This is a genomic window from Sphaerisporangium corydalis, assembly GCF_025506355.1.
Classification (GTDB): Bacteria; Actinomycetota; Actinomycetes; order Streptosporangiales; family Streptosporangiaceae; genus Sphaerisporangium; species Sphaerisporangium corydalis.
Map to the genome: position 1 here is coordinate 37,014 of NZ_JANZYP010000063.1, position 25,133 is coordinate 62,146.

Here is a 25,133-nt window from a genome sequence, read left to right on the forward strand (position 1 = left end):
GCGTCGGTGCCGGGTCGTCCGGTGGGGCTCGTCACGGCGACGGGTGGCCGTGACGTCGTGGTCAGGCGCCGAGGGCGAGCCGTACGGCGAAGAACGTGAACACCGCGGCGGTGAGGCCGCAGGTGACGCGGGTGACGGCGGGGGTGTGCACGAATTTGGCGAGCCTGCCGACGACCGTCATCCAGGTCAGCAGCCACAGCAACACCAGGCCCAGGTACACGGCGGCCAGCAGCGCCACCCCTCGCGCCGGTTCCACTCCTGGCGGGACGAACTGCGGCAGGAACGCCATCAGGAAGACGCCCACCTTGGGGTTGGTCCCGGTGCAGGCCAGCCCCTGGAGGAACGCCCGCCCGGCGGGCGCGTCTCCGCCGGGCGTCCCGGCCCGGGCCGGCGGCCACAGGGCCGACCGGAGGGCCGGGACGGCCATGCCGATGAGCACCGTCGCGCCCGCCCAGCGCAGCGCCGTGAACAGCGCGGGCTCGGCCGCCAGCAGCGCGGCCATGCCGAGCGCGCCCACGGCGGCCTGCGCCGCACCGGCCGCGACCATCCCGGCCGCCGCCGCCACCGCGGGACGCAGCCGTCCCCAGGTGAGCACCAGCCGGGTGATCAGCGCCAGGTCCGGTCCGGGCGTCACGATCACGACCAGGGAGCCGGTCAGGAACGCGACGGAGATCATCGGCGAGGTCATCTCAGGCCACCGGCCCGCCGGGTGCGTCGAACACCAGGTCGCGCTCCAGGTCCCTGATGACCTGGTAGTCCCGCTCGACCTGCGCCGCGTCGGGGTGGGACAGGATGACGAACCCGAATTCGAGGCTGTCCACCAGGCTCCTGGTCGCCTGGACGAGGTCGCCCTCGGCCAGGTTCAGCACAGAGAACCGGTGGCTCGGCAGGTCCTTGATCGCGTCCAGCGCGGCCACGTCACGCACCGCGCCGGACGCCCTGGCGATGTGGAACACGCACATCTGGTGGCTGACCAGGCGGTAGTCCATGGGGACCTCGCCGCCGGTGAGGGCGCGCACCGTCCGGTCGATCTGGCTGTCCCCGGTGGCGATCCGGTTGAACCTCGGCTGCCCGCCGCCGTGCGCCCGCGCGCCGAGCTCGATCAGCACCGGCCCGCCGGCGGTGTTCATGATCTCGATGTGCGCGGCCCCGAACCGCATCCCGACCGCGTCCAGCACGCCACGGGCGTACTCGACCAGTCCGGGGACGGCCGGGTCGTCGGCCGGCACCCAGCGCATGGCGTCGTAGACCGCCATGTGCGGCCCGTTGTCCACCTTGACGTACCGGCACACGTCGACCACGCCGTGCTCGCCGTCCCGGCTGAAGGTGTCCACCACGTACTCGGTGCCGGTGAGGAACTTCTGCACCAGCAGCCGGTCGTCGGCGAAGCCCATCTGGTTGATCCGGCCGAGCCCCTTGGCGAACACCTCGCGCCAGCCGTCGCCGCCCGGCACCTTCACCACGCCGTCGGTGCTGGCGCTGGCCGGCGGCTTGACCACCAGGTCCTGCCCGGTGAGGCCCTCCCGGCCGAGCCAGGCCGCCACCTCCTCGGCGTCGTCGGCGCAGATCTGCGGGATCACCGGCAGCCCGGCCGCCGCGACCGCCTGGGCCATCGCCCACTTGTCGCGCCGCGCCGAGGCCAGCTCCGGCACGTTGCTCCGGCCGGGCACCACCATCGGCGCCAGCCGCTCGGCGAGCTCGACACCGGACTCCCCGCCGGCGATCACGCACCGGGGGCGCAGCGCCCGCAGTTCGCCCGCCAGCGCCGCCACGTCACCGGTGAAGACGATCTTCCTGCGGAAGTCCTGCGGCCGGTACGACGAGGCGTAGGCGTCCGGCGGCCGCTCGGAGGTGAGGACGGCGACCACCTCCACCCCGTGCTCGGCGAACGCGGCGGGGAACATCGCGCCCGACGAGTAGGGGTCGACGACGACGACCGGGCCAGTGAGGTCAGCGTGCGTCACTGACTGCCTCCGGGCCCCCGGCCAGGGCGGCGGCGGCCGCGCAGAACCGGCGGACCATGTCCGCGGCCGGCTCGCTCATCCCCCGGGCGCGCACGGGGGCGTGCACCATGCCCGCCTCCAGGACGTGCTCGACCGGCGTGCCGTTGGCGCGGAGCAGGTCCGCGTAGGTCCCGGCGTCGACGCGCAGCGAGTCCATCTCGCACCCGACGACGTAGGCGGGCGGCAGGTCGTGGAACTTGCCCTCCAGCAGCGGGGAGACGTACGGGTCGGCCGCCAGCTCGGGGTCGGGGCAGTAGCAGGCGGTGTAGAACTCCATCTCGCCGCCGGACAGCAGCGGGGCGTCCTCGCCGCCGTGCCGCCAGCGGGTGAAGTCGAGCACCGGGCTGATCAGCGCCTGGCCCCGCAGGGCCGGGCCGCCGCGGTCGCGGGCCATCATCGACAGCACCACCGCCATGTTGGCCCCGGAGCTCTCGCCCGCGACCACCGCGGCCGCGGGGTCGACCGACAGCCCGAAGGCGGCCGGGTCGGCCAGCACGGCGGTCATCCCGGCGTAGCAGTCCTCCACCGGGCCGGGGAACGGGTTCTCCGGCGCCATCCCGAAGTCCAGGGCGACGGTGACCAGCCCGGTGCGGTCGGCGATCTCGGCGACCAGGCTGTGGTGGCTGGTGAGCGACCCGATGACGAAGCCGCCGCCGCGGACGTAGAAGATCACGCCGTCGCCGCCGTGCCAGCCGGGCTGGTAGATCCGCATCCGGGTGGCCGGGCGGTCCTGGTGCTCCACGGTCGCGTCCCGCCAGGTGACGGACGCGGGCACCGGGATGGGCAGGGCCTCGGCCAGCGAATCGTAGAGGGCGCGCTGCCGCTCCACGGGGTAGGTGTAGAAGTCGGGGGGCAACGCGGCGTTCACCTTGTCGACGAACTCCGCGATCCCTGCTGCGTAGGCCATGAGGAGCCTCCTGAAGTCTCGTGCGGTAAGGGCCGGGGCGGCCCGGTGTTCTCCATGGGGACGAACACCGGGCGCCCCGGCGGGGTTGCGCGGCGGGCGGGGCCGGTTTCGCGTCCGGCCTTCTCGCCGCGCGCCTCGGCCGGTACGCGGCGCGCCTCGGTTTGGTACGCGGCGTTTCGGCCGGTACGCGGCGCGCCTCGGTTCGGTACGCCGCGTACCGGTCAGTTCGCGGCGCGCATGCCGCAGAGGTCCCGCGACAGCGGCAGGTGACCGGTGCTCGTCTCGGTGTCGGCGGGCACGGGGAACACGGCGGTGACCGTGTTGCCCCAGCGGACGGCCGGAATGCCCTTCTTGATCAGCCGGGTGGCCGAGATCCCGGCCCCGTGCCAGGGGCATACGAGCCGGACGCCCGCCTTGTCCAGGTCGGCGAGGTGGAGCGGGCCACCCCGGTGCGAGCAGCGCGCGGGCAGCACGAACGCCCCCCGCGCGGTGCGCGCGTAGACGTACGGCACGCTGCCCACTTCGACGCAGTTGCCGGCGCCTTCGGCGGCGAAGGTCAGGACAAGCATGCGCGGTAGTCCCCGACCGAGTGGATCTCGTAGACGCACTCCTCGGACTCGATGATCGCGCCGTGCAGGCGGTTCCTCCAGATCACCGTGCCCTCGCCCGCCTCCAGGATCTGGTGGGAGTCGTAGCCGCTGACGAACTTCATCGTCCCCGACGCGATGTGGCACAGTTCGTCGCCGTCGTGCTGGTGGGTGTTGGACAGCTCACCCCGGGGCTCGACGATGTACGCCACCGGCGCCGTCACCTCGCCGCTCTCGACCTTCTTCCACACCGGGTCGTGCAGCTTCTTGTTCTGCGGTCCGGCGTCCATCCAGGCCACCTGGGTGGCGAAGTCGTCGTCGGCGAGCTGGGCGATGGCCCGGTACTCCTCGAACCCGCGCACGATCTCCGGGATGACCGCCTCGCCGCACTGCTCGACGATCGGCAGGATCAGCTTCTCCAGGGCCATGCGCCCGTGGTGGGTGTCGATGTGGACGTGCTCGGTGAAGTACTCGACGTCCACCTCGCCGCCGAACACCTCGGTCAGCAGGTCCGCCCCGCGCTCACAGAAGTCCACCAGCGTGGTCTCGGTGTAGTAGAGCGCGCCGAGGTAGCGGAAGAAGTGCTCGTGGTTGCGGCCGAGGTAGTGGAAGTAGTTGCTCATCATCAGGCTGCTGGTCAGGTAGTACTGCCAGTAGCGGTGCAGGTCGGGGCTGAGCCCGGCCGAGGTCATCGTCCGCTCGAACAGCGTGCTGTGCTTGGACTCGTGGACGCCGTAGCCGTACTCGTCGATGATGATCTTGAACCACTCCGACTGCACGGGCCCGTAGTAGCCCATGGCGTTGCGGATCATCGGCGAGGCCTCGGACAGGAAGTCCGGCGCGAACTGGATCAGCCAGTTACGGGCCGCGCGCTTGGGGTCGCTGGACTCGCGGATCGCCTTCTCGCTGGCCATCGGCACCGACGGCTGGTCGCGGAGCCTGCCGAGGTAGGCGACCAGGCTCTCCTTGGTCCACTCCCCGCTGACCTCGATGTCGTCGAGGAAGCCGAAGACGTGCCTTTCGAGGTAGGGCCGGATCATCTCCCCGCGCGCCCGGTTCGTCGAGCTGTAGAAACTCTTGAAGTCGGCCCAGTGCTCCGCGGTCATCGGGCCCTTGGGCAGGAACATCATGTCGGTCTCGTACACCGTCGCGAGCAGGCGGTTCGCGGCGAGCGCCGAATAGTCGAGCAGGTCCTCCTTGGGCAACGGCGTGCTGAAGTTCAAGTACTTGATGATCTGCGGCCGCAACTGCCGCCGATACGGGTTGTCGGTGTTCTGCCATTCCTCGTTGTCGAGATAAATGGGGTTGCTCGCGAAATCAAGCGCGAGTTCGGACAAACGAGCCGGGTCGAGCTCGAACGGCGTGTGGTTCGGAGTGAAACTCACTGCATTCCCTTCATGGTGGTGGAAACATTGATCTTGGAAACGGAAAGCCGGCAGTTCTGCCAGGAGAAGAGCATTTCCACGCGGTCGCCCGCCGACAGCTCGATCGGCTCGACGAACGGGACGAAGGCCTGCATCCAGTGCGAGGCGAGGTTGTCCGGCGAGTTGCGCAGCACGATGCCGCCGCCCAGCGACATCTCGAACCAGACGACCATGCCGTGGGCGACGCCGTCCTCGGCCGCGTGCAGTTCCACCTCGGCCGAGCCGTCCGCCGCCGAGCCCCTGGCGAAGTCGAACGAGCACAGTTCGGCGGTCGGCGAGAGCACCCGGTGCGGCCAGGTGTTCAGGCGCACCGGGAAGTGACCGCGGGTCGCGAGCCCGTTGAGCAGACCCACGTCGAAGCCGCCGGCGAACTGGACCCGATTGAGCCGGTCCACCGCGACGCTGTCCAGGAGCGCGCCGAACACCCGGCCCGACTCCGGCAGCAGGACCCCGCCGGGGGCCAGCAGGTGCTCGCGGGCGTGCTCGACCGTCGGCAGCACCCCCTCGCCGATCAGGCCGCAGTCGACGATCTCCGACACGATCAGGTCGGCCCGCCGGGGCATGTCCACCCCGACCACCAGGTCGACCGACCGCTTGGCCACCACGGTGATCACGTCCGACAGGCCGTGCTTGGCGACGATCTGGCGGGTCACCTCGGCCAGCATCGGGTTCTGCTCGCAGGTGGTGACCGAGGCCGCACCGGCGCGGGCGACCATCATGGCCAGCAGCCCCGTGCCGGAGCCGATGTCCAGCACGTGCGCGTTCGGGGGGAGCACGCGCTCCAGCGCCACCGCGTAGGCGTCGCTGCGCTCCAGGTCGTTCAGCATGGCGAAGTGCCAGCGCGGCACCGAGCGGATCGCCGCGGCGAGGGCGGCCTCGTCGGGTTCGCCGCTCCCGCCCCCGGTGGCCAGCATGTCGCGGATCGTGTCCATGGATTCCCGCGCCGAGTCCAGCGCGGTCTGCATGGACGCCAGTAAGAGGCGAGCGTTCAACCCGTTCTCTGATGTGCTCAGCATCTGTTCGTCTCCGTATTCCGAGCGTGATGGGACGTTCAAGGGCGTTGCGGCGGCATGGGGCCGGCACGAAGGCCGGGTGACAGGGCCGGCGGCCGGGTGACCGGGCCGGGTGACAGGGTTGACCGGACCGCGCGGCCGGGTGGACGGGCCTGCGGTCGGCGAAGGGACCCGCGGACATGGGCGTCCGTCTCCGCGGGCGGGTGGTGACTTCAGGGATCGGCGGCCGTATCACCCTGTTCGAGCGCACGACGGAACACACCTGAGAGGCTTTGGCACGGATTCCTCCCGTGCCGGTCCAACGGCGTATTCCGGATTCGCGCGCGTTTCGGCCGGACAGGGCGAACGCGGGTCGCGAAACCGCACATGACAGGCGCCGGCCTCAAGGCGGGCGCGGGAGACGAGCCGGGTGCGGCCGGCTCGTCAGTCGGGAGCGTGGGCACGGGCGGCGCGCGGCGCGGCCCTGACCGCCGGGTCGGCGGTGGTCGCGGGCGCCGGCTATGGCGTGCCGGAAACCGTCACATCATGACGTCAGAAGGCCGTGCGACCCGCTTCCGCAAGATGCGACGGCATGCGTTCACTCGGCGTGGCCGAGGGCGCCGGCATGGCGCCGGCGGGGAGGACCGCGATGGACGGGGAGAGCGCGGGCGGCGCGTCATCCGCGGCCATGGACGGACGGTCCTGCGGTTCCGGCGTCGTCGCCGGGAAGGCGCCGCGCGCGGCGGGCCTGATGTTCTCCTGACCGGCCCCCCGGCCGATCGAGACGTTCGGTCCGGCGGAGAGCGCGGTGGAGCCTAGAGCGATGAGTAAAGCCACAAGAGCGATCCCCTTTGACGTGCTCGCCAGCTTTGAATCTCGACGGCGGCCGGAGCCGGGAACGAAACTCGATCGCGATCATCGCGGTCTTATTCAATTCCTGGTTTTCACTTGCGCCGTCTTGACAATGTCGAGAGTAGCACCCGGATTCGGGAGTTCGCCAACCTGATCTTTTTGTCAATCGCTTATTACCGGGCCCGTAGGCGCAGATCACGTTTTCACAAACTCCATTCACATCTTCACAAACCGCGGCGCCGGGCGGCCGGACCCGGGGAATTGGGCGGCCAACAATGGCGGCCCTAACCCGCCGGGACCCGCCGTTCACCGCCGCCTCCGGCCGCCGGGCCCGCCACCTGGGCGGACACGGCCGGGGCGTGCGGTGACACCGGCCCGCTACCCCCGCCGCCGGCCTGGCGCCGTGTGACGCGTGGTGCGGAAGTGAACGGGCGCCGCGCCGAACAGCGCATTCAGGCCCACCATGAATGGAACGGTGAAGCCTGCCGTCCGGCAGACGTCCGGCGCCCGTCCGGCGAGATCGTCCACGCGGCGGGCCGGTGCCGAGGGCGGGCGCCGTTTCAGCCGTCGGCGAACCGGCGGAGCCCTCCCGCGGGCCGGTTTCCGTCGGCCGCGACCCGCTATCTACGGCCGACAGGCGTCCGGGTGACTCAGCCGCGCCGCCCGCACCCCGATGATGACCCACCGGACCCGACCGCTCGCGAGCTCCTAACTTACGCTAGCGTAGGTTACGGAATCGTAGCCAAAACGGGGGCAATCCTTTGCGTGAGTACGGTGAGACCGAACTGCTGATCGAGCTGGAGCCGGTGGTGGCCGGTGAGCTGGACCGGCATCTCAAGGTGGCCAAGGAATGGTTCCCGCACGAGTACGTCCCCTGGTCGCGGGGACGCGACTACGACGGCGTCTTCGGCGGCGCGGCCTGGGCCGAGAAGGACTCGGCGATCCCCGAGGAGGCGCGGGTCTCCCTCATCGTCAACCTGCTGACCGAGGACAACCTGCCCAGCTACCACCACGAGATCGCCGCCACCTTCGGCCGGGACGCCGCCTGGGGCACCTGGGTGCACCGGTGGACCGCCGAGGAGGGCCGCCACGGCACCGCCATCCGCGACTACCTGACCGTCACCCGCGCCGTCGACCCGGTGGCCCTGGAACGTGCCCGCATGCTGCACATGGGAGAGGGCTTCACCAACTCCTACGAAGGCGTCCTGCACTCACTGGCCTACGTCTCCTTCCAGGAGCTGGCCACCCGCGTGTCCCACCGCAACACCGGCAGGGCCTCGAAGGACCCGGACTGCGAGCGCCTCCTCGCCCGCATCGCCGCCGACGAGAACCTGCACATGCTCTTCTATCGCAACCTGCTCCACGCGGCCTTCGAGCTCACCCCGAGCCAGACCATGCGCGCCGTCGCCGACGTGGTCACCACCTTCCAGATGCCCGGCACCGGCATCGAAGGCTTCACGCGCAAGGCCATGACCATCGCCAACGCGGGCATCTACGACCTGCGCCTGCACCTCGACGACGTCCTCATGCCGGTGTTGCGTCAATGGTCGGTCTTCGACCGCACCGACCTCGACCCTGAGGCGGAGAAGGCGCGCGAGGTGCTCGCGGACTTCCTGTCCCGCCTGGAGGTCTCCGCCTCCCGTTTCGTCGATCGCCGCGAATCCCGCCGCGCCCGGTTGACCGCCGTCGCACCCGCCTGACCGATATCGCGCTCGCCTGACCGCTGCCGCGCCCGCCTGACCGCTGCCGCGCCGCGCCTGACCACCGCCCCGCCCGCCTGGCGGCTGTCGCCACGAGCGGTTGACCCGGACAAACGACCCACACCACGCCGTTCCGGGCTCCTCACCGGGGAGCCCGCCCACTCCCGAGTAAAATCTCGTCCTCCCTGTGAAAACCCCCCTCCACGATAGGAATACCCATACCGTGTGGGGGGTTGTCGCCGTCATGGCAACTCTCGGATTGATCGGTAGCGGATACATCGGCGGCACCCTCGCCCGGCTGGCCGTCGCGGCCGGCCTGGACGTCGTGCTGAGCAACTCCCGGGGCCCGGAGACACTGGCCTCGCTCGTCGAGGAACTCGGCCCGCGCGCCCGCGCCGCCACCCCGGCCGAGGCCGGGGCGGCAGGAGACTGGGTCGTGGTGACCGTCCCGCTGGGCGTCTACCTCAAGGTGCCGGTGGAACCGCTGGCCGGCAAGGTCGTCCTGGACACCAACAACTACTACCCGGAGCGCGACGGGAAGATCCCGGAACTGGACGAAGGCTCGGCCACCTCCAGCGAATTGCTCCAGCGGCACCTGCCGGACTCCAAGGTCGTCAAGGCCTTCAACAACATCTACTACAAGCACCTGCTCTCTCTCGCCCGCCCCGCCGGCTCCCCCGACCGCTCCGCCCTGCTGATCGCCGGCGACGACCCCGAGGCCACCGCCTCGGCGACGGCGCTCCTGGACACTCTCGGTTTCGACGCCGTGAACACCGGCACACTCGCCGAAAGCTGGCGCTTCCAGCCCGGCACCCCCGCCTACGGCGTGCCCTACCTCAAGGACCCGCAGAACGTCACCAACCTGGACGCCGACCCCGGCGTCCCCACCGACGCCACCACCCTGCGAACCGCCCTGTCCGCCGCCACCCGCCCCACGACCTGACCTTCCCGCCGACGTCGCCTCGCCACCTTCCCAGGTGGCGAGGCGCAGGACGGCACCAGCGCTCTCGTGCGGCAGCGAGGCGCCATTGATACCTCCGCATCTCACCTGAATCGCCCGCCCTGCACTACTCTCACCCAAGTTGATCTGTTTCAACGACGGGACGAAAAGGGCCGTGACTCAGGCATCGGAGGCGGGATCCGCTCCCCGCATCGCGGCGGCGCTCCGGTTCGGCGCGGCCCTGACCACGGCCGGACCGGTCCTGCTGGCCGTGTCAGGACTCGGGCGGCAGACCAAGGAGTGGTTCTGCTCCGGCCCCTGGATCGAGCCCGCCGCCGCGCAGACGGCGGCGTGGGAGCTGACCAACTGGGCCGGCCTGCTGCTGCCGGCCGTCCTCGCCGGCCTGCTGCTCCACGGGCCACGCCGCTCGAACGCGATCGCCCTGTCGGCGATCGGCTCGGTCCTCGCGCTCGAACTGTGGTCGGCGGTCGTCTGGCCGGGCACCGACCTGTGCACCGGGGAGCCGCTGCCGATCGCGCTGCCCTGGACCACGATCGGCTGCTACCTCGCGGCGATGGTGTCCCTTCTCCTGGTGGCCCGTTCGCCGTGGCCATCCGGCCGGCACCGTACAGTCCTGTGGGCGGCCGCGGCCGCTGCGTCGGCGTGGTGGACGGCGACCTGCCGTCTCCCGTCGATCCCGCAACCGACGGATCGGACGCTTCGCGTGGTCTACGAGCCCGCGGGCTCGGTCTGGGACGCCGCCCTGTACTGGATCTGGGACGCAGAAACGGCCGGCCTCCCCCTCATGGTCGTCGTGCTGGCGGCCGCGGCCAGCGCCGCCGCCCCCGGCCGTGCCGGACGATGGGCCGGCGCCGTGGCCGCCGGGATCCTGCTCGCCATCGCGTCGGCGGATGTCGCGGCGATCGCCGCCACCGGACATTACGTCAAGGCGCTCAACCCCGGCCTGGTCGGATGGCATCTGGTTCTCGCGGCGCTTCTCGTCGTGGCGGCGATCCGGAGACGCCGCCTGACCGTGCCCCGCTTCGACGGCCTTCGCTCCTTGTGGAGCCGGATCCCCCGGAGGACCAGGGACCTCGCCGGGTTGATCGTGATCGTGGTCGCGGCGGTCTGGATCGTCGCCGCGACCTTCATGCCTCTCTCATAAGGCGGGCCCTTGCCGGGCGGCGTCAGGCGTACAGGAACCAGAAGTTGTACTGGGGGACGCAGCTGTAGGAGGTCCACCAACCGCTCGTGATGCCGAGGTCGCCGACCCGGCGGCAGTCCCAGTCGTAGTAGTAGACGTTCCGGAGCGTGTCGGCGTTCGCGGGCGCCGCGCCGATGGACAGGCCGATGCCGGCGGCCAGGACTACGGAGACCAGCAGATTGCGTACTTTGCGCATCCATCCTCCTGCGTGGTGACGTCGCCGGCGTCACGCGGACCGCTTCGACCAGGCCGGCGAGCGCCAGAAGCATCGCACCGGCGCCAGGCCGTGGCCAGGTCACGCCACCCGCCTCCGCCGGCCCCGGGAGAGTCAGGGGGGATGACCTGGCCGGGCAGGAGTGGAGTCGCGCGGTCGAGGTGAAACGTTCACCGAACCGGCTACGGGCACCGTGGGCGGACGGAGATCATCCACCGTAGGGGCGTGTGATGATCTCCAGGTTGTGGCCGTCTGGGCCGGGCCAGTACAGGCCGCGCCCGCCGTCGTTGGTGTTGATCTCGCCGGGACGGCGGCGGTAGGGGTCGGCCCAGAACTCCAGCCCCCGGGCCTTGACGCGGCCCCAGATCTGGTCGAACTCCTCCTCGCCGACCAGGAAGGCGTAGTGCTGGGGATGCACCGGGCCGTCGACCTGGAGGACGTCGAGCGAGACGTCGTTGTCGACGGTGACGACACGGAACGGCCCGAAGGTCGGCGCGGGCGCGAGCCCGAGGATGTCGACGAGGAAATCGGCGGTGAGGTCCCGGTCGCGGGCCTCGACGATGGTGTGGTTCAGCCGCACGGACATGTCGGATTCCTCTCAGGACGCGGACGGGGCCGCGATCGGGGACAGTTGGGTGACGAAGAGCATGGTCCGGTAGCGGTCCAGCCACTGCCCCTTGCGGACGCCCTCGTTCACCCTCCAAAGATTAGACATCAAACGATTAGGCGTCAATCCGTAAGATGTCTATCGATTGCGCTAGGCTGCCGTCATGGACTCACCACCGTCCCCGCCGATCGGGCTGGCGCTGAGCCGAGCGGCCAAGATCGTCGGCCGGGCGTTCGACGAATGCCTCTCCGCCGCGGGCGGCTCCCTGCCGACCTGGTTGATCATGATCTCGCTCAAGACCCACCGGCTCGGCAACCAGCGCGAGCTCGCCGCCGCCGTGGGAATCGAGGGCGCGACGCTCACCCACCACCTCAACGCCATGGAGACCAAGGGCCTGGTGACCCGCCGCCGCGACCCCGCCAACCGGCGGATCCACGTGGTCGAGCTCACCGACGAAGGCGAGCGCCTGTTCCACCGCCTCCGAGCCGCCGCCCAGGCCCACGACGAACGCCTCCGCACCGGCCTCACCCCCGCCGACCTCACCACCCTCACCCACGTACTAACCCAAATGACCCACAACGTCGCAGCGGACGACGGGGGGCCGGACGCATGAGCGAGCTGGAAGAACTGACCACCCGGATGCGGGGGTTCGTGCGGGCGAGGGACTGGGAGCAGTTCCATACGCCGAAGAATCTGGCGATGGCGCTGGCCGGGGAGGTCGGGGAGTTGGTCGCGGAGCTGCAGTGGCTGACGCCCGCGGAGGCGTCGGAGGTCATGGCGGATCCCGAGGCGGCCGGGCGCCTGCGGTCCGAGATCGGCGACGTGACGCTCTATCTGGTACGGCTGGCCGACACCCTGGGCATCGACCTGGTCGCGGCGGCCAACACCAAACTCGACGAAAGCGACCGGCGCTACACCGTGGAGGGCTACCGGGGGTCTGCCAGGAAGGCGCCGCCGCTCGTCTGAACACCCCGGTTGACCTGGGGCGATGCGCGGGCCGGCCGGATGGGCCGGTATGTCACTTCCCGTGGTGGCAGGAAGTGGTCACGGGCGGGCAGCTTGCTGCCGTCCGTTCATCTGGATCGGGGCCTCGGATTCCCGCATTGTTGTAAGTGCGAGAACAAAACAACAGCCCTCCAGAAAAGGAACACGAAAATGACGAACACCGCCACCGCCAAGAACACCGCCACCCGCGCCGCCGGCACCACCTGGGACTCCTTCACCCGCACCGCCGGAACCACCTGGGACACCTTCGGCCGCACCCCCGGCACCACCTGGGACTAACAAATCAGAGAATTCTGGAGAACGTCCCAGATCCGATTTCATTCAATGACAAGAACCCAATAATCGAAACCGACCAGACCATATCAGCTCCACGGCATCGAAATCTCGTACCACAGCAGTAGATCAGCCCGGTAGGCCGACTAAGTCCCTCTTGATTCAGATAAGAATCGACGGCATCGGCGACCATCAGCAAGAAGCGACACCCCCCTCCCGCACCGCCCTTCCGTACCATCCTGCCGCCGGCCTGTCGGGCCGGACGATGGCCCGCGCCCGTGTACCCGCCGGGTGCCGTCGCCAGGATGTCCGGTCGGCGGGATCCACGCGGCGTCCTCCTCAGGCATGGCCTGGCCCTGGAGCAGGGGGCGGGCGCCTGGCGCGTGCTCGCCGGGGACCGGTTCCCCTCGACCGCGACGTGGACGGTCGACGCCCTGACCTGGGGGCTGACCGGCTGGTCCGCGTGTCATGTCCATCGGTGGCAGGAAGTGGTCACGGGCGGGCAGCTTGCTGCCGTCCATTCATCTGGATCGGGGCCTCGGATTCCCGCATTGTTGTAAGTGCGAGAACAAAACAACGGCCCTCCAGAAAAGGAACAAGAAAATGACGAACACCGCCACCGCCAAGAACACCGCCACCCGCGCCGCCGGCACCACCTGGGACTCCTTCACCCGCACCGCCGGAACCACCTGGGACTCCTTCGGCCGCACCCCCGGCACCACCTGGGACTAACAAAACCCGAACAAACGCCCAAGACCTGAAACACCGGCTAACCCGATAACCGAATCCGACGAACCACACAGACTCCACAGCACCGAGATTACGCACCACAGCAGCATCAGAATCGCCCGGAACGCCGACTAAGGCCCTCTTGATTCACCTAAGAATCGACGGCATCGGCGACCACCACCAGAATCCGGGCAATGAAGCGGACACACCCCCTCCCGCACCACCCTGAATGCGATGGATCACGGCCGCACGCCGGTCGTGCCGCCGACCCCGACCACGGCCACGTCGCGACACCGTGCATCGCGTCAGGACAGGCCGCAGAGTCGCAGGAGCGCGGTGGTGGCGGCCGCCGCCACGATGACCACGGGGAAGGGCGCGCGGCGCAGGACGAGGACGCCGGCCACCAGTACACCGGCCGGCCTGGACCAGCCGGCGAAACCGTGGCCCTCGGTGAGCGCGGCGGTGGCGATCAGGGCGACCAGGAGCACGGCCGCGGCGACCGACATCAGACGGCGCACGTGGTCGGGGATGGTCAGCCGGTCCTGGAGCAGCGGCCCGGCCAGCCGGAAGGCGTACGTTCCGACGGCGAGCACGACGATCGCGAGCAGCGGCATCAGCAGGTCTCCTGAGTGGAATCGGTTCTCGTCGCCGTACCGGCCTCCGTAGCGGCACCGGTCTCCGGAATCTCGTCGGGCCGCGCCGCCTCCCCAGGCCGTTTCCGTCCGGTTCGCGACAGGATGGACGGCACCAGGCCGACCAGCGCGAGCAGGACCGGGACACCGGCGGGCAGGAACGGGGTGGCCGCCACCGCGACGACCGCCCCGATCAGGGCGGCGACGCGGGTCCTCTTGTCCGCGAGCGAAGGCAGCACCAGGGCGAGGAGCACGGCGGGGAAGGCGGCGTCGAGCCCGAGGGCGTCGGTGTCGGCGATCCCCCGGCCGCCCAGCGCGCCCAGCACCACCGCGACGTTCCAGACCGTGAACAGGGCGAGTCCGACGGTCCAGTACACGGCGCGGCGCTTCCGCGGGTCGTCGTGGCGAAGGACGAAGGCGACGGCTTCGTCCGTCATCAGGTGGGCGCCGATGAGCCGGGTCCACCACCGGCCGTTGAGCACGTCGGCGACGGCGAACCCGAAGGGCAGCAGGCGGCCGTTGAGCACCATCGCCGCCGCGACGGCGGCGACCGGCCCGCCGCCGGCGAGCACCACGCCTATGGCGGCGAACTGGGCGCCGCCGGCGAAGACCAGCAGCGACATGGCGACCGGTACCCACACAGGCAGGCCCCCGGACACGCTGATCGCGCCGAACGCGGCGGCGACGATGGCATCAGCGAGACATACGAGAGCGATGTCGCGAAGGGTGCCACGATCGACTGTTCGCCATAACGAATTCATGGCCGATATAGTGAACACACGAGGTAGTGTTCGTCAAGTCGAACGACTAGCAGTCTGGAGCGAACAGGTGGCGAAGAGCTCACCAGGCGAAGGCGGCAGATCCGGCAACCGAGGCCCCGCCTCCGGCTCCGGTGCGCGGAACAGGGGCCTGTCCCACGCCGAACGTCCGTTCAGCGTCGCTCGTGGCGAGTCCGCGGGGCCGTCGTCCGTGCCCGCTCCCGGCGGAGGCGAGAGGTCCCCGTCCGAGCTGATCGCGCTGATCGCGGCCTCCATACGACGGGAGCGGGACCGCGCGGGGCTGTCCCTGACCGAACTGGCGCGGCGGGCCGGCATCGCCAAGTCCACGCTGTCGCAACTGGAGTCCGCCGCCGGAAACCCGAGCGTGGAAACGCTGTGGGCCCTCGGCGCCGCGCTGGGCGTGCCGTTCAGCCAGCTCGTCGACCCGCCGCGGCCGAACGTGCGGGTGATCCGCGCGGGCGAGGGGCCGGTCACCTACTCCGAGCAGGCCAACTACGCCGCCACGCTGCTGGCGTCGGGTCAGGCCAACAGCCGGCGGGACATCTACCGGCTGGAGGTACAGCCCGGTGAACCCCGTATCTCCCAGCCGCACATGGCGGGCACCGTCGAGCACGTGGTCCTCGGCACGGGCCGGGCGCTGGTCGGCCCGCTCACCGAACCGGTCGAACTGAACCCGGGCGACTACATCGCCTACCCCGGCGACGCGCCCCACATCTTCGAGGCCCTCCAGCCCGACACGATCGCGATCATCGTCATGGAGCACATCTGAGCACGCCGCCCGTCCCGTGGGTCAGGGCAGTGGCCGGAGGTGGGTGCGCTGGCCGTCGTGGTCGAAGATGCCCAGGATCTCCGCCGGACCGCCCTGCGCCCCGAAGGCGTGCGGGACCATGGTGGAGAACTCCGCCGCCTCCCCGGCCTCGATCAGGATGGTCCGCTCTCCGAGCAGGAGCACGATGGTGCCCGACAGGACGGTGAACCACTCCTTTCCGGGATGCACCTTCAACGCGTCGACGTCGCGGCGGGGCGCCGGTCTGGCGACGCGCATCTTGGCCACGGTCACGCCCTGCGGCCCGGCCTCCCGGCTCAGCATCCAGGTGGTGATCCCCCGCTCGGCGTCGTGCTGCGGCCTGATCACCACGTCCTCGTCGTCGGCGGACTCCACGAGCTGGTCGAGGCTGGTCCCGAGGGCCCGGGCGATCGAGCTCAGCTGGTCGAGGCTGATCCGCCGGTGGCCCGTCTCGATGCGGCTGAGGGTGGACGGGCTGAGGTAGCAGCGCGCGGCCAGGTCGTCGAGGGACCAGCCGAGCGCCACCCGCAGCCCCCTGATCCGCTTGCGGACCAGGACGTCGAGTTCACCGTCTTGCGTCATAGGCAAGACACTATGTCATCGCGGCAAGAGGGACATAGGGTCGAGGCATGGAAAGCCACCACCACACACATGATCAGGCCGCACATCACTCACATGATCACGCCGCACACACCGACGAATCGGCCATGGCCGAACTGCTGGACCTCGACGCCGAGGTCCTGCACTCCTACCTGTCCGAACTGACCGCCTGGATCAAGGAACTGACCGCCGACCGGCCCCCGCGCCGGATCCTCGACGTGGGCAGCGGAACCGGTACCGGCACCTTCGCCCTGCTCGACCGCTTCGACCGGGCCGACGCGACCGCCCTGGACCTGTCCCCGCGGTTCCTTCACCACATCGGCGGCAAAGCCCGCGCGCTCGGGGTGGCCGACCGGGTCCGCACCGTCCAGGCGGACCTGGACGCGGCGTGGCCGTCCGTCGGCACCGCCGACCTGGTCTGGGCGTCCGCCTCCCTCCACCACCTGGCGGATCCCGATCGCGTCCTCGCCGAGATCTTCACCGCGATCGACCCCGGCGGGTTCCTGATCGTCGCCGAACTGGACTCCTTCCCGCGCTTCCTTCCCGACGACCTCGGCATCGGCCGCCCCGGCCTCGAAGCACGCTGCCACGCCCTCCAGGCCGAACGGCACGCCGCCCTGGTCCCGCATCTCGGCTCCGACTGGGGACCTCGGCTGACAAAGGCGGGCTTCACCATCGAGGCCGAACGAACCTTCCCCATCGCCCTGACACCCCCGCTCCCCGCCGCCACCGGCCGCTACGCCCAGGCGACCCTGAGCCGCCTCCGCTCCGCCCTCGCCGACCGCCTGACCGCCGACGACCTGTCCACCCTCGACACCCTCACCACCGACGACGGCCCCCACGGCCTCCTCAACCGCACCGACCTAACCGTCCGCACCACAAGAACGATCTGGGCGGCCCGCCGACCGGCAGGTGAATGACCGGCCCGACCCGGTGACCCGCGCTCACGCGTGCTCAACGGTATGCCGCCCGGTCAAGGGGGGCGCGTTCTGTCGGCTCTGGGAGAAAATTCGCGCGCGGAGCCGCGGGGTCGCGTTGACTGGCGGCGGAAGCACGTCGGGGAGAGGAACGCATGGGCGAGCACGATGCCTTCTGGATCGACCACGGCCACGATCGCGAACGCGCGACCGACGGGTCGAGCCACTACGCGGAGCATGTGAAGCGCAACGCCGCGGCGTTCGAGAGCTCCTGGGGCGACATCGCGCCGGTCACCTTCGCCTGCGCCGCGTGGCGGCTGGCGATCACGCCCTCGCCGCCGTACGTGCGCCGGCACCGGCGCGTGCTGTCCGCCGCGTGCGACCGCAACCCCTGGGACGGCACGCTCACCGCCCACATCCTGCTCGTGTCACCCCTGCCCGCCCAGCTCACCGCCTCCCGTGACTGGTGGCGCGACCGCGGGTGGCGCGAGTGGCCGAAGACCTTCGGCCAGTACCTCGAACCCACCGACCAGGACCTCACCCACACCCCCTTCCTGCGGACCACCCTGCTCATCGACGCCCCCATCCCCCTCGACGCCCTGCCGCCCGCCCCCGACGGCCCTTCCGAGTCCCTCCCCGACACCGCCCGCCTGGCGGTCGCCGCCCTGGTCCGTGAGCTGAACGCCCTGCTCACCCCGATCATCCACAAACTGGAAACCGCCCAGACACCCGGCTGACCGGGCACTCCCCCGAGGCGCGTGCTCATTGATCGCCGCTCCCGGGCGGGCGGCTGTGGTCCCATGCGGTGGTGAAAAGCTGTAACGCGTAGTCGTACATCAGCCCGGGGCGGCGCGCGACGACGCACGGCGAGTTGCGGCCGTGTTCCGTCCGCAGGTAGAGGGTCAGGTAGGCGACGTCGTCGGTGATGACGACGCGGTGCAGGTTGGGCAGGTCGTAGAAGCGCAGCGCGACCTGCTCGCGGTGCCGGGCGACCTCGCTCACGTAGGCGGCGTTGACGCGCACCTGCTCGGCGAGCAGGCCGGCGGAGAAGCCCAGATCCACGCGGGCCATCTCCTCCTCCCGCCTGGCGAGCCAGGAGCCGGGACCGAGGCCGGGGTCGGGCAGCAGGACCTGCGCGAACTCCAGCCGCCTGCCCGCCGCCTCCCAGACCGCGGCGAACCCGTCGCGCGTCAGTTCGTTCCCCCGTCCGGCGAGCACGCGTACCCACCGCGCGCGGGTCAGCTCGGCGGTCAGTTCCCTGGATGCCAGGCGCTGACGTGGGATGACGCGCCGGACCCCCAGACCTGTCAGCCGGGAGAGCAGCGCGACCGGCCACTGGCGGGAACGCATGGAGAAGGCCCAGCCCGCCGCGACGGTGAGGGCGGTGGCGAGGAGGGAGCTCACCACACCGAGTGTGAACTCGTTCACGTCCGTCTCCTTCGTCACCGGCCGCCCAGGGAGAGCCGGGACGTCACGTCCTGTCGGACGGCAGCGGCAGGTACGAGATGAGCCTGCGCAGGACCGTCGCCGCGTGACGTGCGGCGATGTCGTGGTAGTCGTCGTTCTTGGCCGATCCGGCGTCGTCGGAGATCCCTCGTACGACGAGCCAGCCACGTACGGCCGGGGAGCCGTCCTGCTCGAAGAAGGCCTGGGTCAGGCCCCCGGCCTCCATGTCCACGGCGAGGATCTTGTCATTGAAGGTTTTCAGATATCTGATGATCTCCGACTCGGCGTCCGCGATGACCGCCTCTCCCGAACCGATCGGCCCGGTGTGCGCCCGGTACTCGCGCGTGGTGCCGTCGGCGTCCGTGGTCTGGAAACCGGCCGGCTCGTCGTGGTCGATGAAGAAGGAGTTGACGGCGTGGCCGATCGCGGCCGGCGCTTCGCGCTCCTCGCCTCGGTGCAGCGGCCCGTCGGGGGTCTCCTTGCGCAGGTCGTAGTACACGACCCGGGAGGTCACGACGACGTCGCCGATCTCGATGCCGGAGTGGATGCCGCCACCGATGCCGACCAGGACGACGACGGCGGGGTTGTAGTGCCGGCGGAGGTGGCCGAAGGCCGCGCCCGCCGACCGCTGTCCCGGGGAGTGCGTACGGATGGCGGCGACCCGGGCGACCCCGTCCCGGGTGTTCACGGTCCCTTCGAAGAAGGGAAGGTCGCCGCCCTGGGCTCGCCGCAGGCCGAGCACCTCGTAGACCGCTTTGGCCTCCTTGCCGAGCACGGTGATCACTCCCACGTCGGCGCGCTTGCCGTTTCCTGCCTTCTGCTCGCGGGCGGCCGACACGTTGACCGTCGCTCCGTGTCCGATCGCGGACTGGCTGATCTCCATGGATCCTCCGTGGTTGACGACGCCGCTGTTGCCGGCCATCACTGCTCTCCTTCGCTGTTCGAGGACTGCCCGGTGTTCCTGTCGGGTTCGCGCGTGTCGGCGCGTACTTGCGCGTTGGCGCCGATCGCGGACTGCTTGATCTCGGTTCTTCCGCCCATGTTGAGCACACCTGTGTTGACGATGCTGGTCGCCCTTTTCTTGAACGCGGAGGTGTCGAGCCCTTTCCACTCGAGAAAGTCCTCGACCGCCTTGAGCAGGCGTTGTTCGATGAGTTTCATGTGGTCGTGGATGGTGACCTCGTCCAGCTGCGCCTGCTTCCACGGGGTGGACTTCTCCTCCCGGATGCTCAATCGGGCGCCGATGGCCATGCCTCGCCGGGGTTTGAGCATGCGGTTCTTCCGAGCCCGTACCGCACTGGTCAGGAGCAGCGGGGCCTCGGCCAGATGCCACACTCCCGCCACCTCGGCAGGAAGGTTCAAAAGCCTGCGCAGTATGGAGCGCACCACCGCGCTCGCACCGCTTTCCGCGAAGGCGTTGAGCACGTGATATTCGGCGGGGGTGCGCGTCAGCGCGCAGGCGGCGAAATCCAGGCTGAGCGCTCGCCCCTTGACCGTGATCCGGAGGAAGACCGTCGTGACCAGCTCTCCGGTGGCGCTGGCGCCGATCTCCAGGAAATGGTGAACGTTGTCGTAGGGGTCGTCGATGAGCTTTTCTATGTCGGCCGGGTCAGGCCGCTTCTCCAGCCATTCAGGCTGAGACTGCACGTCGGACTCGGCGATGTACAACCGGTCCCGCATGGTGAATCCCCGCAACCCGGTCGGGTCGTCCACGTCCCCCATCGGGGCCATCGCGGTCTTCAGGTAATCCACCAGGTCGTGTGCCCTGAAGCGGGGCGTCGCGTACTCCAGTTCCGTCATCGGCTGGTGATCCCTGACCTCCACCGGAATCGCCGCCGGCCTCATGAGCTGGACGGTGAGCGGCGGAAGCCACCGGTGCACAAGTTCGCCGCTGCCGACGAACGGGCTCCGGTCCTCGTCGACCAGTTCGAAGCCGAGGTCTTCCGGGTCCTCCTCGTCGACCACCGGCGGCGCAGGCCTGCGGTAGACCACGTAAGGGTGGAATTGCTGGTCGTCGATCGCCTGTAGCCGCAGGGTGCGTTTCCGCGGTCCCAGTGAGCCCGCTCTGTGCATCCGATTGAGGCTCAGCTGAAAGGCGGCCCCTCTCGCGCCGACCACGAAAGCGATCAGCACGGCGAGGAACCCCGTCGCCCTCGTCATGTCGTCCAGCGGGACACGGGAGAACCCTGCGATGAGGAGCGGCATCACGGCGAGCACGGCGCATCCCACGCCGCTGAGACGAAGAAGACGCGTCTGATGCCGTAGTTTGTCGTTTTCGCTCTGCCACCGCGTCCTGTGCAGCCACCTGTTCAGCGTCGCCTTCGCCCTCAGCGGGAGCACGACCCGGGCGGCCCTGATCGTCAGGCGGGACAGCCGCCAGAACCCGAGTCCGCTGGCGACGGCGAGAGTGGCCGGCGGGTCGACGGAGAAACCGGTCACGAGAACCACCAGGACGCACACGTGCTGCGCTATCTCCAGGCCCCACGCCCACCAGGCGTGCCCGACGATCGGGACCAGGTCGAAGCCGTACGACGGCGCGACCATACGCGTCGTGTCGTTGTGGACCTGGCGAAGGACGACCCGGCAGAAGGCGGGGTCGAGATATACGCCCGCGCAGAGGTGTCGCGTGGCCGTGTCGCCCCTCAAGGACCCGCGATGTCGTTGCCTGCCGCGCTTCGCCGTAGATCGGGCCATGCCGCCCTCCCCTATTTGTTTAGGTCCACTTGACCATAAGTTGTCGAGCGACTTTGAGTCAAGGTGACTTTTAGCTAGAGTGCTCGGGTGAGAGAAAGATCAAGTCGAAGCCGGGCGTCGGTCACCATGACCGTCGACCTGGTGATCCTCACCGTCCGGCAGGACCGGCTGCGGGTCCTGCTGATCGAGCGGGGCAATCAGCCGTACCTCGGCCGGCCGGCGCTGCCCGGCGGTTTCGTCCGCCACGGGGAGACCCTTGACGAGACCGCGCTACGGGAGCTGAGCGAGGAGACCGGGCTCGACGGCCGCAAGCTGCATCTGGAGCAGTTGCACGTCTACAGCGACCCGGACCGCGATCCGCGCGGCAGGGTCGTCACGGTCGCCTACCTGGCGCTCGGCCCCGACATGCCGCTGCCCGTCGCAGGCACGGATGCCACGGCGGCCCGCTGGGAGCCGATCTCGTCCGCCCTCACCGACGGCATGTCCCTGGCCTTCGACCATGCCGCGATACTGCGCGACGGACTGGAACGGGCGAGGTCGCAGCTTGAGCACACGACGGTGGCCGCGGCGTTCTGTCCCGAGCCTTTCACCGTCGGCGACCTGCGGCACATCTACGAGGCCGTCTGGGGATTCAAGCTCGACCCCAGCAACTTCCGCAGGAAGGTGACGCGGACGGCGGGCTTCCTCGAACCCACGGGCGAGCGCCGCTTCCCCGAAACCGGCAGACCCGCCAACCTCTACCGCCGCGGCCCCGCATCACTACTGATCCCGCCACTATTGCGATCAGGCGAGGTCTCCTCCTGATCCTCGGTACACCACCGGGAGGTACCTGCCGCACACGAATACGCCGGGCGCAGGAGGGCACGCCTCCGACGCACTTGCCGGAAGTCGATCACCCTAAGCATCAGTGTCGCTACCCTTGGCTAAGTGACCCCCGCACAAGCGACCGCCTACACTCACGACATGGGCGAGGACGCGTTCGAGATCCCGTTGGACGAGGCGGACGGCCACCTGCCCGAAGTCATCAGCGCCGCGGCCGAGCGCAACACGATCGCCTACCTCACCGACCATGGCCGCCGCGTCGCGGCCATTGTGCCCGCCGGTGAGGCTTGGTACTGGACGCCCGGGTGGCAGGCGGCCGAAGCCGAGGCGGACGCGGATTTCCGCGACGGCCGCACCCGGACGTTCGACAGCATGGACGACATGTTCGCCGAGATCGACACCGTCCGCGGAGACGACAGCCGGTGAGGTACGAACGTTCGGCGTCCTTTCACAAGCGCCGCCGACGGTGAGCCGATCCTGCAATGGCGCCGAGCGGGAGATCACTCGATCTACGACAACCCCTGACGTACGCCCCAGTCCATCAGGAGGAGGCAGCAGGGCGGGCGCCGCCGAAACGGCCCTCTCGGTCGATGGCCACTTCGGCTTCTATTTCTACGGGGATGGAGAAGGGGAGTTCTGACTGGCCTACGGCGGAGCGGGCGTGGGGGCCGGCTTCTGGGCCCCAGAGGGTGAGGATCAGGTCGGAGAAGCCGTTGATCACCGCGGGGGTGGCGGTGAAGCCGGGGGCGGTGTTGACCATGCCGAAGACCCGGAGCCAGGCGGTGACCCGGTCCAGGTCGCCGAGTTCGCGTTTGAGGCTGGCGAGGATCGCGAGAGCGGTCAGGCGTGCCGCCTCGTAGCCCTGCTCGCGGGTGAGCTGGTCGCCCACTTTGCCTCTCGGCTCGGCCAGCGAGCCGTCCTGGGCCAGCGGTCCGTGTCCTGACACGAACACGCGGTCGCCGTGGACCCTGACCCAGGGGAACGGCAGCTCGGCGCCCGGGGGAAGGCGCATCGGGCCGGGCAGGACGAGGCCGAGCTCGCTCAGTCTCTTCTCGATGTGCATGAAGGCCATGGGTAACCGCACAGCGGCCCTGCGGTCAAGTCGCCACCCGGCAGAATAGGAGAGAAGTCGGCATTGGTGGAAGGTGGGCTTGGTGTGAGGATCAGCCTGTTGCAGGGGGACATCACGGAGCAGCAGGTGGACGCGGTGGTCAACGCCGCCGATTCCTCGCTCATGGGGGGCGGTGGGGTCGATGGGGCGATTCACCGGCGCGGCGGTCCCGCGATCCTTTCGGAGTGCCGGCGGCTTCGCGTCCTGCATTACGGCAAGGGGTTACCGGCGGGGAAGGCCGTGTCGACGACGGCGGGAGAGTTACCGGCGCGCTGGGTCGTGCACACCGTCGGACCGGTGTTCTCCTTGGACGAGGACCGGTCCGAGCTGCTGGCCTCCTGCTATCGCGAGTCGTTACGGGTCGCCGAAGGGCTGGGGGCGACGAGCGTCGCGTTCCCCGCGGTTTCCACCGGGGCCCTTGGGTGGCCGGTGGACGACGCCGCTCGTATCGCGATCAATACGGTGCGGGCCATGTCGACGCGGGTCAGGGATGTGCGGTTCGTCCTGTTCACCGAGGACGCGTACGCCGCCTTCGAGAAGGCCCTGAAGTCGGCTGGTCCCACCGACGACGAGATCACCTCGGCGCTCGCTGCCCAGCCGGCCGAGTTGTGGGCGCGCCTGTTCGCGCTGGTCGGCGGCCTCACGCCGGCCGATCTCGAAGTGCGCTGGGGCGGCGGTCAGGCTCTCGCCGACGGCGGCGTCCAGGCCCCGTTTCCCATCTACGGCGACGCGATCAACGTCATCATCGGCCTGCTGTACGAGCTGGACGTCATCGTGGTGTTCGATTGGCCGAACTGGCATCTCGCCAGCCCGTTGTTCCCTTATGGGCGCGATCTGGCGGACGCGCCCGTGGCCGACGCCGCCCGGCTGGCCACGACGTTCGTCCGGGGTGAGCGGTTCTCCGAGGGGGCGATCCAGCAGGCGATCGAGGGCGGCGCGCTGCAAGCCATCTTCGACAGGCTGCGGCGGTGGTTCGACGAGGAGTACGCCGGGCGGTGAGCGTGTGGCGTTCTGAAGCACTCTGACCCAGATCGTGGGCGTTGCTGGATCAATCGTGGGCGTTGAGGGTCAGAGGAGGCCGTGGTCGTGGGCGTGGACGGCGGCCTGGGTGCGGTCGCGCAGGCCGAGGCGGGTGAGGATCCTGGAGATGTGGTTCTTCACCGTGCCCTCGCTGACGTAGAGGCGGGAAGCGATCTCACGGTTGGTCCATCCGAGGGCCACCAGCCGCAGGACGTCGATCTCACGAGATGTCAGCGCGTCAGACACCTGCGGAACTCCGGGGGGCGAGGCGCCGTCCGTGGGACCGACGCGCGAGACGCGGGCTGCGGAAGGGGCGGCTGGCGAGACATCAGCGGGCCGAGTACCAGCCGCGGAAGGGACGCTTGGCGGGGCGGCCGGTGGGGTGGCGGTGGCGCGGGTCAGGGCTTCGGCCAGGCGGGCGGTCGCGGCGGAGTCGAGCTGGGTCACGCCAGCGTGGGCGAGGCGCACCGCGCGGGCCAGGTCGCGGGCCGGAAGGTCTTTGAGCAGGTAACCGGCGGCCCCGGAGCGCAGGGCCCGTACCACGTACTCCTCGTCGTCGAAGGTGGTCAGCATGACGACCCGGCAGGCCGGCACGCGATGCGACAGGATCGCGACCGCCTGAACCCCGTCGAGCTCGGGCATGCGCACGTCCATGAGGATCACGTCGGGAGCCAGTGCCTCGGCCTGCTCTACGGCCTCCCTGCCGTTGGCGGCCACGCCGGCCACGCTGATGCCGTCCTCTATGTCCAGTAGCGAGGCAATGCTCTCGCGGATGAGCCGCTGGTCGTCGACAACGAGCACGCGCACCACCGGTTCGCCGCTCACCCATCGCCCCTAGATGGGACGGCCACGACAGTGCACGCGGAGGTGATGGTGGGAGGGGAGGGT

General features: G+C 69.8%; 30 protein-coding genes and 1 pseudogene. 15 read left to right on the forward strand and 16 right to left on the reverse strand.

The features are described 5' to 3' along the window. Window positions 1-61: 61 nt before the first annotated feature. The 6 genes from NYZ98_RS32485 to NYZ98_RS32510 form a co-directional block, all read right to left on the reverse strand. Window positions 62-688 (reverse strand): LysE family translocator, encoded by a 627-nt coding sequence (locus NYZ98_RS32485; protein WP_262847424.1) that lies wholly within the window; start codon window positions 686-688, stop codon window positions 62-64. 1 nt (window position 689) lies between these two features. Further along, complete coding sequence (locus NYZ98_RS32490; protein ID WP_262847425.1) at window positions 690-1,964, reverse strand: ATP-grasp domain-containing protein; 1,275 nt, start codon at window positions 1,962-1,964, stop codon at window positions 690-692. Further along, entirely contained in the window at window positions 1,951-2,910 is a 960-nt protein-coding gene (locus NYZ98_RS32495; protein ID WP_262847426.1) for an alpha/beta hydrolase, read from the reverse strand. Before NYZ98_RS32495 ends, NYZ98_RS32490 begins: the two co-directional genes overlap by 14 nt. Before the next feature lie 221 nt (window positions 2,911-3,131). Further along, window positions 3,132-3,479 carry a Rieske (2Fe-2S) protein gene (locus NYZ98_RS32500; protein ID WP_262847427.1) on the reverse strand — a complete coding sequence of 116 codons (348 nt, stop codon included), beginning with the start codon at window positions 3,477-3,479 and terminating at the stop codon, window positions 3,132-3,134. Further along, window positions 3,467-4,882, reverse strand: a complete 1,416-nt coding sequence (locus tag NYZ98_RS32505; RefSeq protein WP_262847428.1) for an iron-containing redox enzyme family protein — start codon at window positions 4,880-4,882, stop codon at window positions 3,467-3,469. Before NYZ98_RS32505 ends, NYZ98_RS32500 begins: the two co-directional genes overlap by 13 nt. After that, window positions 4,879-5,937 carry a 50S ribosomal protein L11 methyltransferase gene (locus NYZ98_RS32510; RefSeq protein WP_262847429.1) on the reverse strand — a complete coding sequence of 353 codons (1,059 nt, stop codon included), beginning with the start codon at window positions 5,935-5,937 and terminating at the stop codon, window positions 4,879-4,881. The genes NYZ98_RS32505 and NYZ98_RS32510 overlap by 4 nt, the downstream gene beginning before the upstream one ends. Window positions 5,938-6,505: 568 nt before the next feature. Between NYZ98_RS32510 and NYZ98_RS32515 the strand changes: the two genes are divergently transcribed. From NYZ98_RS32515 to NYZ98_RS32530, 4 genes are all read left to right on the forward strand, one after another. Next, a complete protein-coding gene (locus NYZ98_RS32515; protein WP_262847430.1) occupies window positions 6,506-6,676 on the forward strand; it encodes a hypothetical protein in 171 nt (56 codons plus the stop codon). Window positions 6,677-7,526: 850 nt separating this feature from the next. After that, the gene (locus NYZ98_RS32520; RefSeq protein ID WP_262847431.1) at window positions 7,527-8,465 is read left to right on the forward strand and encodes an acyl-ACP desaturase; all 939 of its coding nucleotides are present in this window, start codon (window positions 7,527-7,529) and stop codon (window positions 8,463-8,465) included. 244 nt (window positions 8,466-8,709) lie between these two features. Further along, entirely contained in the window at window positions 8,710-9,408 is a 699-nt protein-coding gene (locus NYZ98_RS32525) for an NADPH-dependent F420 reductase (RefSeq protein ID WP_262847432.1), read from the forward strand. Between the two features lie 172 nt (window positions 9,409-9,580). Next, window positions 9,581-10,570, forward strand: coding sequence for a hypothetical protein (locus NYZ98_RS32530; protein ID WP_262847433.1), 990 nt, complete (start codon window positions 9,581-9,583; stop codon window positions 10,568-10,570). Between the two features lie 22 nt (window positions 10,571-10,592). Here NYZ98_RS32530 and NYZ98_RS32535 read toward each other — a convergent pair whose 3' ends face one another. Both NYZ98_RS32535 and NYZ98_RS32540 read right to left on the reverse strand, forming a co-directional pair. Then, a complete protein-coding gene (locus tag NYZ98_RS32535) occupies window positions 10,593-10,805 on the reverse strand; it encodes a hypothetical protein (RefSeq protein ID WP_262847434.1) in 213 nt (70 codons plus the stop codon). Window positions 10,806-11,031: 226 nt separating this feature from the next. Beyond that, window positions 11,032-11,409, reverse strand: coding sequence for a VOC family protein (locus tag NYZ98_RS32540; RefSeq protein ID WP_262847435.1), 378 nt, complete (start codon window positions 11,407-11,409; stop codon window positions 11,032-11,034). A 184-nt stretch (window positions 11,410-11,593) separates the two neighbouring features. Between NYZ98_RS32540 and NYZ98_RS32545 the strand changes: the two genes are divergently transcribed. From NYZ98_RS32545 to NYZ98_RS32560, 4 genes are all read left to right on the forward strand, one after another. Beyond that, a complete protein-coding gene (locus tag NYZ98_RS32545) occupies window positions 11,594-12,043 on the forward strand; it encodes a MarR family winged helix-turn-helix transcriptional regulator (RefSeq protein WP_262847436.1) in 450 nt (149 codons plus the stop codon). Further along, window positions 12,040-12,396: a nucleotide pyrophosphohydrolase gene (locus tag NYZ98_RS32550; RefSeq protein WP_262847437.1), complete on the forward strand. Its 357-nt coding sequence runs from the start codon at window positions 12,040-12,042 to the stop codon at window positions 12,394-12,396. Before NYZ98_RS32545 ends, NYZ98_RS32550 begins: the two co-directional genes overlap by 4 nt. A gap of 189 nt (window positions 12,397-12,585) precedes the next feature. Beyond that, entirely contained in the window at window positions 12,586-12,714 is a 129-nt protein-coding gene (locus NYZ98_RS32555; protein WP_262846615.1) for a hypothetical protein, read from the forward strand. Window positions 12,715-13,311: 597 nt separating this feature from the next. Next, complete coding sequence (locus NYZ98_RS32560; protein ID WP_262847438.1) at window positions 13,312-13,440, forward strand: hypothetical protein; 129 nt, start codon at window positions 13,312-13,314, stop codon at window positions 13,438-13,440. Between the two features lie 302 nt (window positions 13,441-13,742). Here the strand turns inward: NYZ98_RS32560 and NYZ98_RS32565 are convergent, their stop codons facing one another. Then, window positions 13,743-14,051 (reverse strand): AzlD domain-containing protein, encoded by a 309-nt coding sequence (locus tag NYZ98_RS32565; protein ID WP_262847439.1) that lies wholly within the window; start codon window positions 14,049-14,051, stop codon window positions 13,743-13,745. Further along, window positions 14,051-14,830, reverse strand: coding sequence for an AzlC family ABC transporter permease (locus NYZ98_RS32570; RefSeq protein WP_262847440.1), 780 nt, complete (start codon window positions 14,828-14,830; stop codon window positions 14,051-14,053). Before NYZ98_RS32570 ends, NYZ98_RS32565 begins: the two co-directional genes overlap by 1 nt. A gap of 208 nt (window positions 14,831-15,038) precedes the next feature. On the opposite strand from NYZ98_RS32570, the gene NYZ98_RS32575 reads away from it, so the two are divergent. Then, on the forward strand, window positions 15,039-15,617 hold the full coding sequence (locus tag NYZ98_RS32575; RefSeq protein ID WP_262847441.1) for a helix-turn-helix domain-containing protein: 579 nt from the start codon (window positions 15,039-15,041) through the stop codon (window positions 15,615-15,617). A gap of 21 nt (window positions 15,618-15,638) precedes the next feature. Here NYZ98_RS32575 and NYZ98_RS32580 read toward each other — a convergent pair whose 3' ends face one another. After that, the gene (locus NYZ98_RS32580; RefSeq protein WP_262847442.1) at window positions 15,639-16,217 is read right to left on the reverse strand and encodes a helix-turn-helix domain-containing protein; all 579 of its coding nucleotides are present in this window, start codon (window positions 16,215-16,217) and stop codon (window positions 15,639-15,641) included. Between the two features lie 125 nt (window positions 16,218-16,342). Here NYZ98_RS32580 and NYZ98_RS32585 point away from each other — a divergent pair, with 125 nt between their 5' ends. Beyond that, window positions 16,343-17,155 (forward strand): class I SAM-dependent methyltransferase, encoded by an 813-nt coding sequence (locus tag NYZ98_RS32585; protein WP_262847443.1) that lies wholly within the window; start codon window positions 16,343-16,345, stop codon window positions 17,153-17,155. Window positions 17,156-17,307: 152 nt separating this feature from the next. Then, on the forward strand, window positions 17,308-17,889 hold the full coding sequence (locus tag NYZ98_RS32590) for a hypothetical protein (protein WP_262847444.1): 582 nt from the start codon (window positions 17,308-17,310) through the stop codon (window positions 17,887-17,889). Window positions 17,890-17,914: 25 nt separating this feature from the next. On the opposite strand, the gene NYZ98_RS32595 is transcribed toward NYZ98_RS32590, so the two are convergent. The 3 genes from NYZ98_RS32595 to NYZ98_RS32605 are packed head-to-tail and all read right to left on the reverse strand — an operon-like array spanning window position 17,915 to window position 21,037. Further along, entirely contained in the window at window positions 17,915-18,580 is a 666-nt protein-coding gene (locus NYZ98_RS32595; protein WP_262847445.1) for a hypothetical protein, read from the reverse strand. Window positions 18,581-18,623: 43 nt separating this feature from the next. After that, window positions 18,624-19,520 carry a 5'-methylthioadenosine/S-adenosylhomocysteine nucleosidase family protein gene (locus NYZ98_RS32600; protein WP_262847446.1) on the reverse strand — a complete coding sequence of 299 codons (897 nt, stop codon included), beginning with the start codon at window positions 19,518-19,520 and terminating at the stop codon, window positions 18,624-18,626. Continuing rightward, the gene (locus NYZ98_RS32605; protein WP_262847447.1) at window positions 19,520-21,037 is read right to left on the reverse strand and encodes a hypothetical protein; all 1,518 of its coding nucleotides are present in this window, start codon (window positions 21,035-21,037) and stop codon (window positions 19,520-19,522) included. Before NYZ98_RS32605 ends, NYZ98_RS32600 begins: the two co-directional genes overlap by 1 nt. Before the next feature lie 381 nt (window positions 21,038-21,418). Here NYZ98_RS32605 and NYZ98_RS32610 point away from each other — a divergent pair, with 381 nt between their 5' ends. Both NYZ98_RS32610 and NYZ98_RS32615 read left to right on the forward strand, forming a co-directional pair. After that, window positions 21,419-22,096, forward strand: a complete 678-nt coding sequence (locus NYZ98_RS32610; RefSeq protein ID WP_262847448.1) for an NUDIX hydrolase — start codon at window positions 21,419-21,421, stop codon at window positions 22,094-22,096. 159 nt (window positions 22,097-22,255) lie between these two features. After that, on the forward strand, window positions 22,256-22,540 hold the full coding sequence (locus NYZ98_RS32615; RefSeq protein WP_262847449.1) for a hypothetical protein: 285 nt from the start codon (window positions 22,256-22,258) through the stop codon (window positions 22,538-22,540). Window positions 22,541-22,655: 115 nt separating this feature from the next. Here the strand turns inward: NYZ98_RS32615 and NYZ98_RS32620 are convergent, their stop codons facing one another. Then, window positions 22,656-23,177 carry a RidA family protein gene (locus tag NYZ98_RS32620; RefSeq protein ID WP_262847450.1) on the reverse strand — a complete coding sequence of 174 codons (522 nt, stop codon included), beginning with the start codon at window positions 23,175-23,177 and terminating at the stop codon, window positions 22,656-22,658. Between the two features lie 93 nt (window positions 23,178-23,270). Here NYZ98_RS32620 and NYZ98_RS32625 point away from each other — a divergent pair. Beyond that, a pseudogene (locus NYZ98_RS32625) lies at window positions 23,271-23,780 on the forward strand (O-acetyl-ADP-ribose deacetylase); the annotation flags it as partial. A gap of 51 nt (window positions 23,781-23,831) precedes the next feature. Then, a complete protein-coding gene (locus NYZ98_RS32630) occupies window positions 23,832-24,224 on the forward strand; it encodes a DUF6508 domain-containing protein (protein ID WP_262847452.1) in 393 nt (130 codons plus the stop codon). A 69-nt stretch (window positions 24,225-24,293) separates the two neighbouring features. Here NYZ98_RS32630 and NYZ98_RS32635 read toward each other — a convergent pair whose 3' ends face one another. Beyond that, window positions 24,294-25,070, reverse strand: coding sequence for a response regulator (locus tag NYZ98_RS32635; RefSeq protein ID WP_262847451.1), 777 nt, complete (start codon window positions 25,068-25,070; stop codon window positions 24,294-24,296). Window positions 25,071-25,133: the final 63 nt, after the last annotated feature.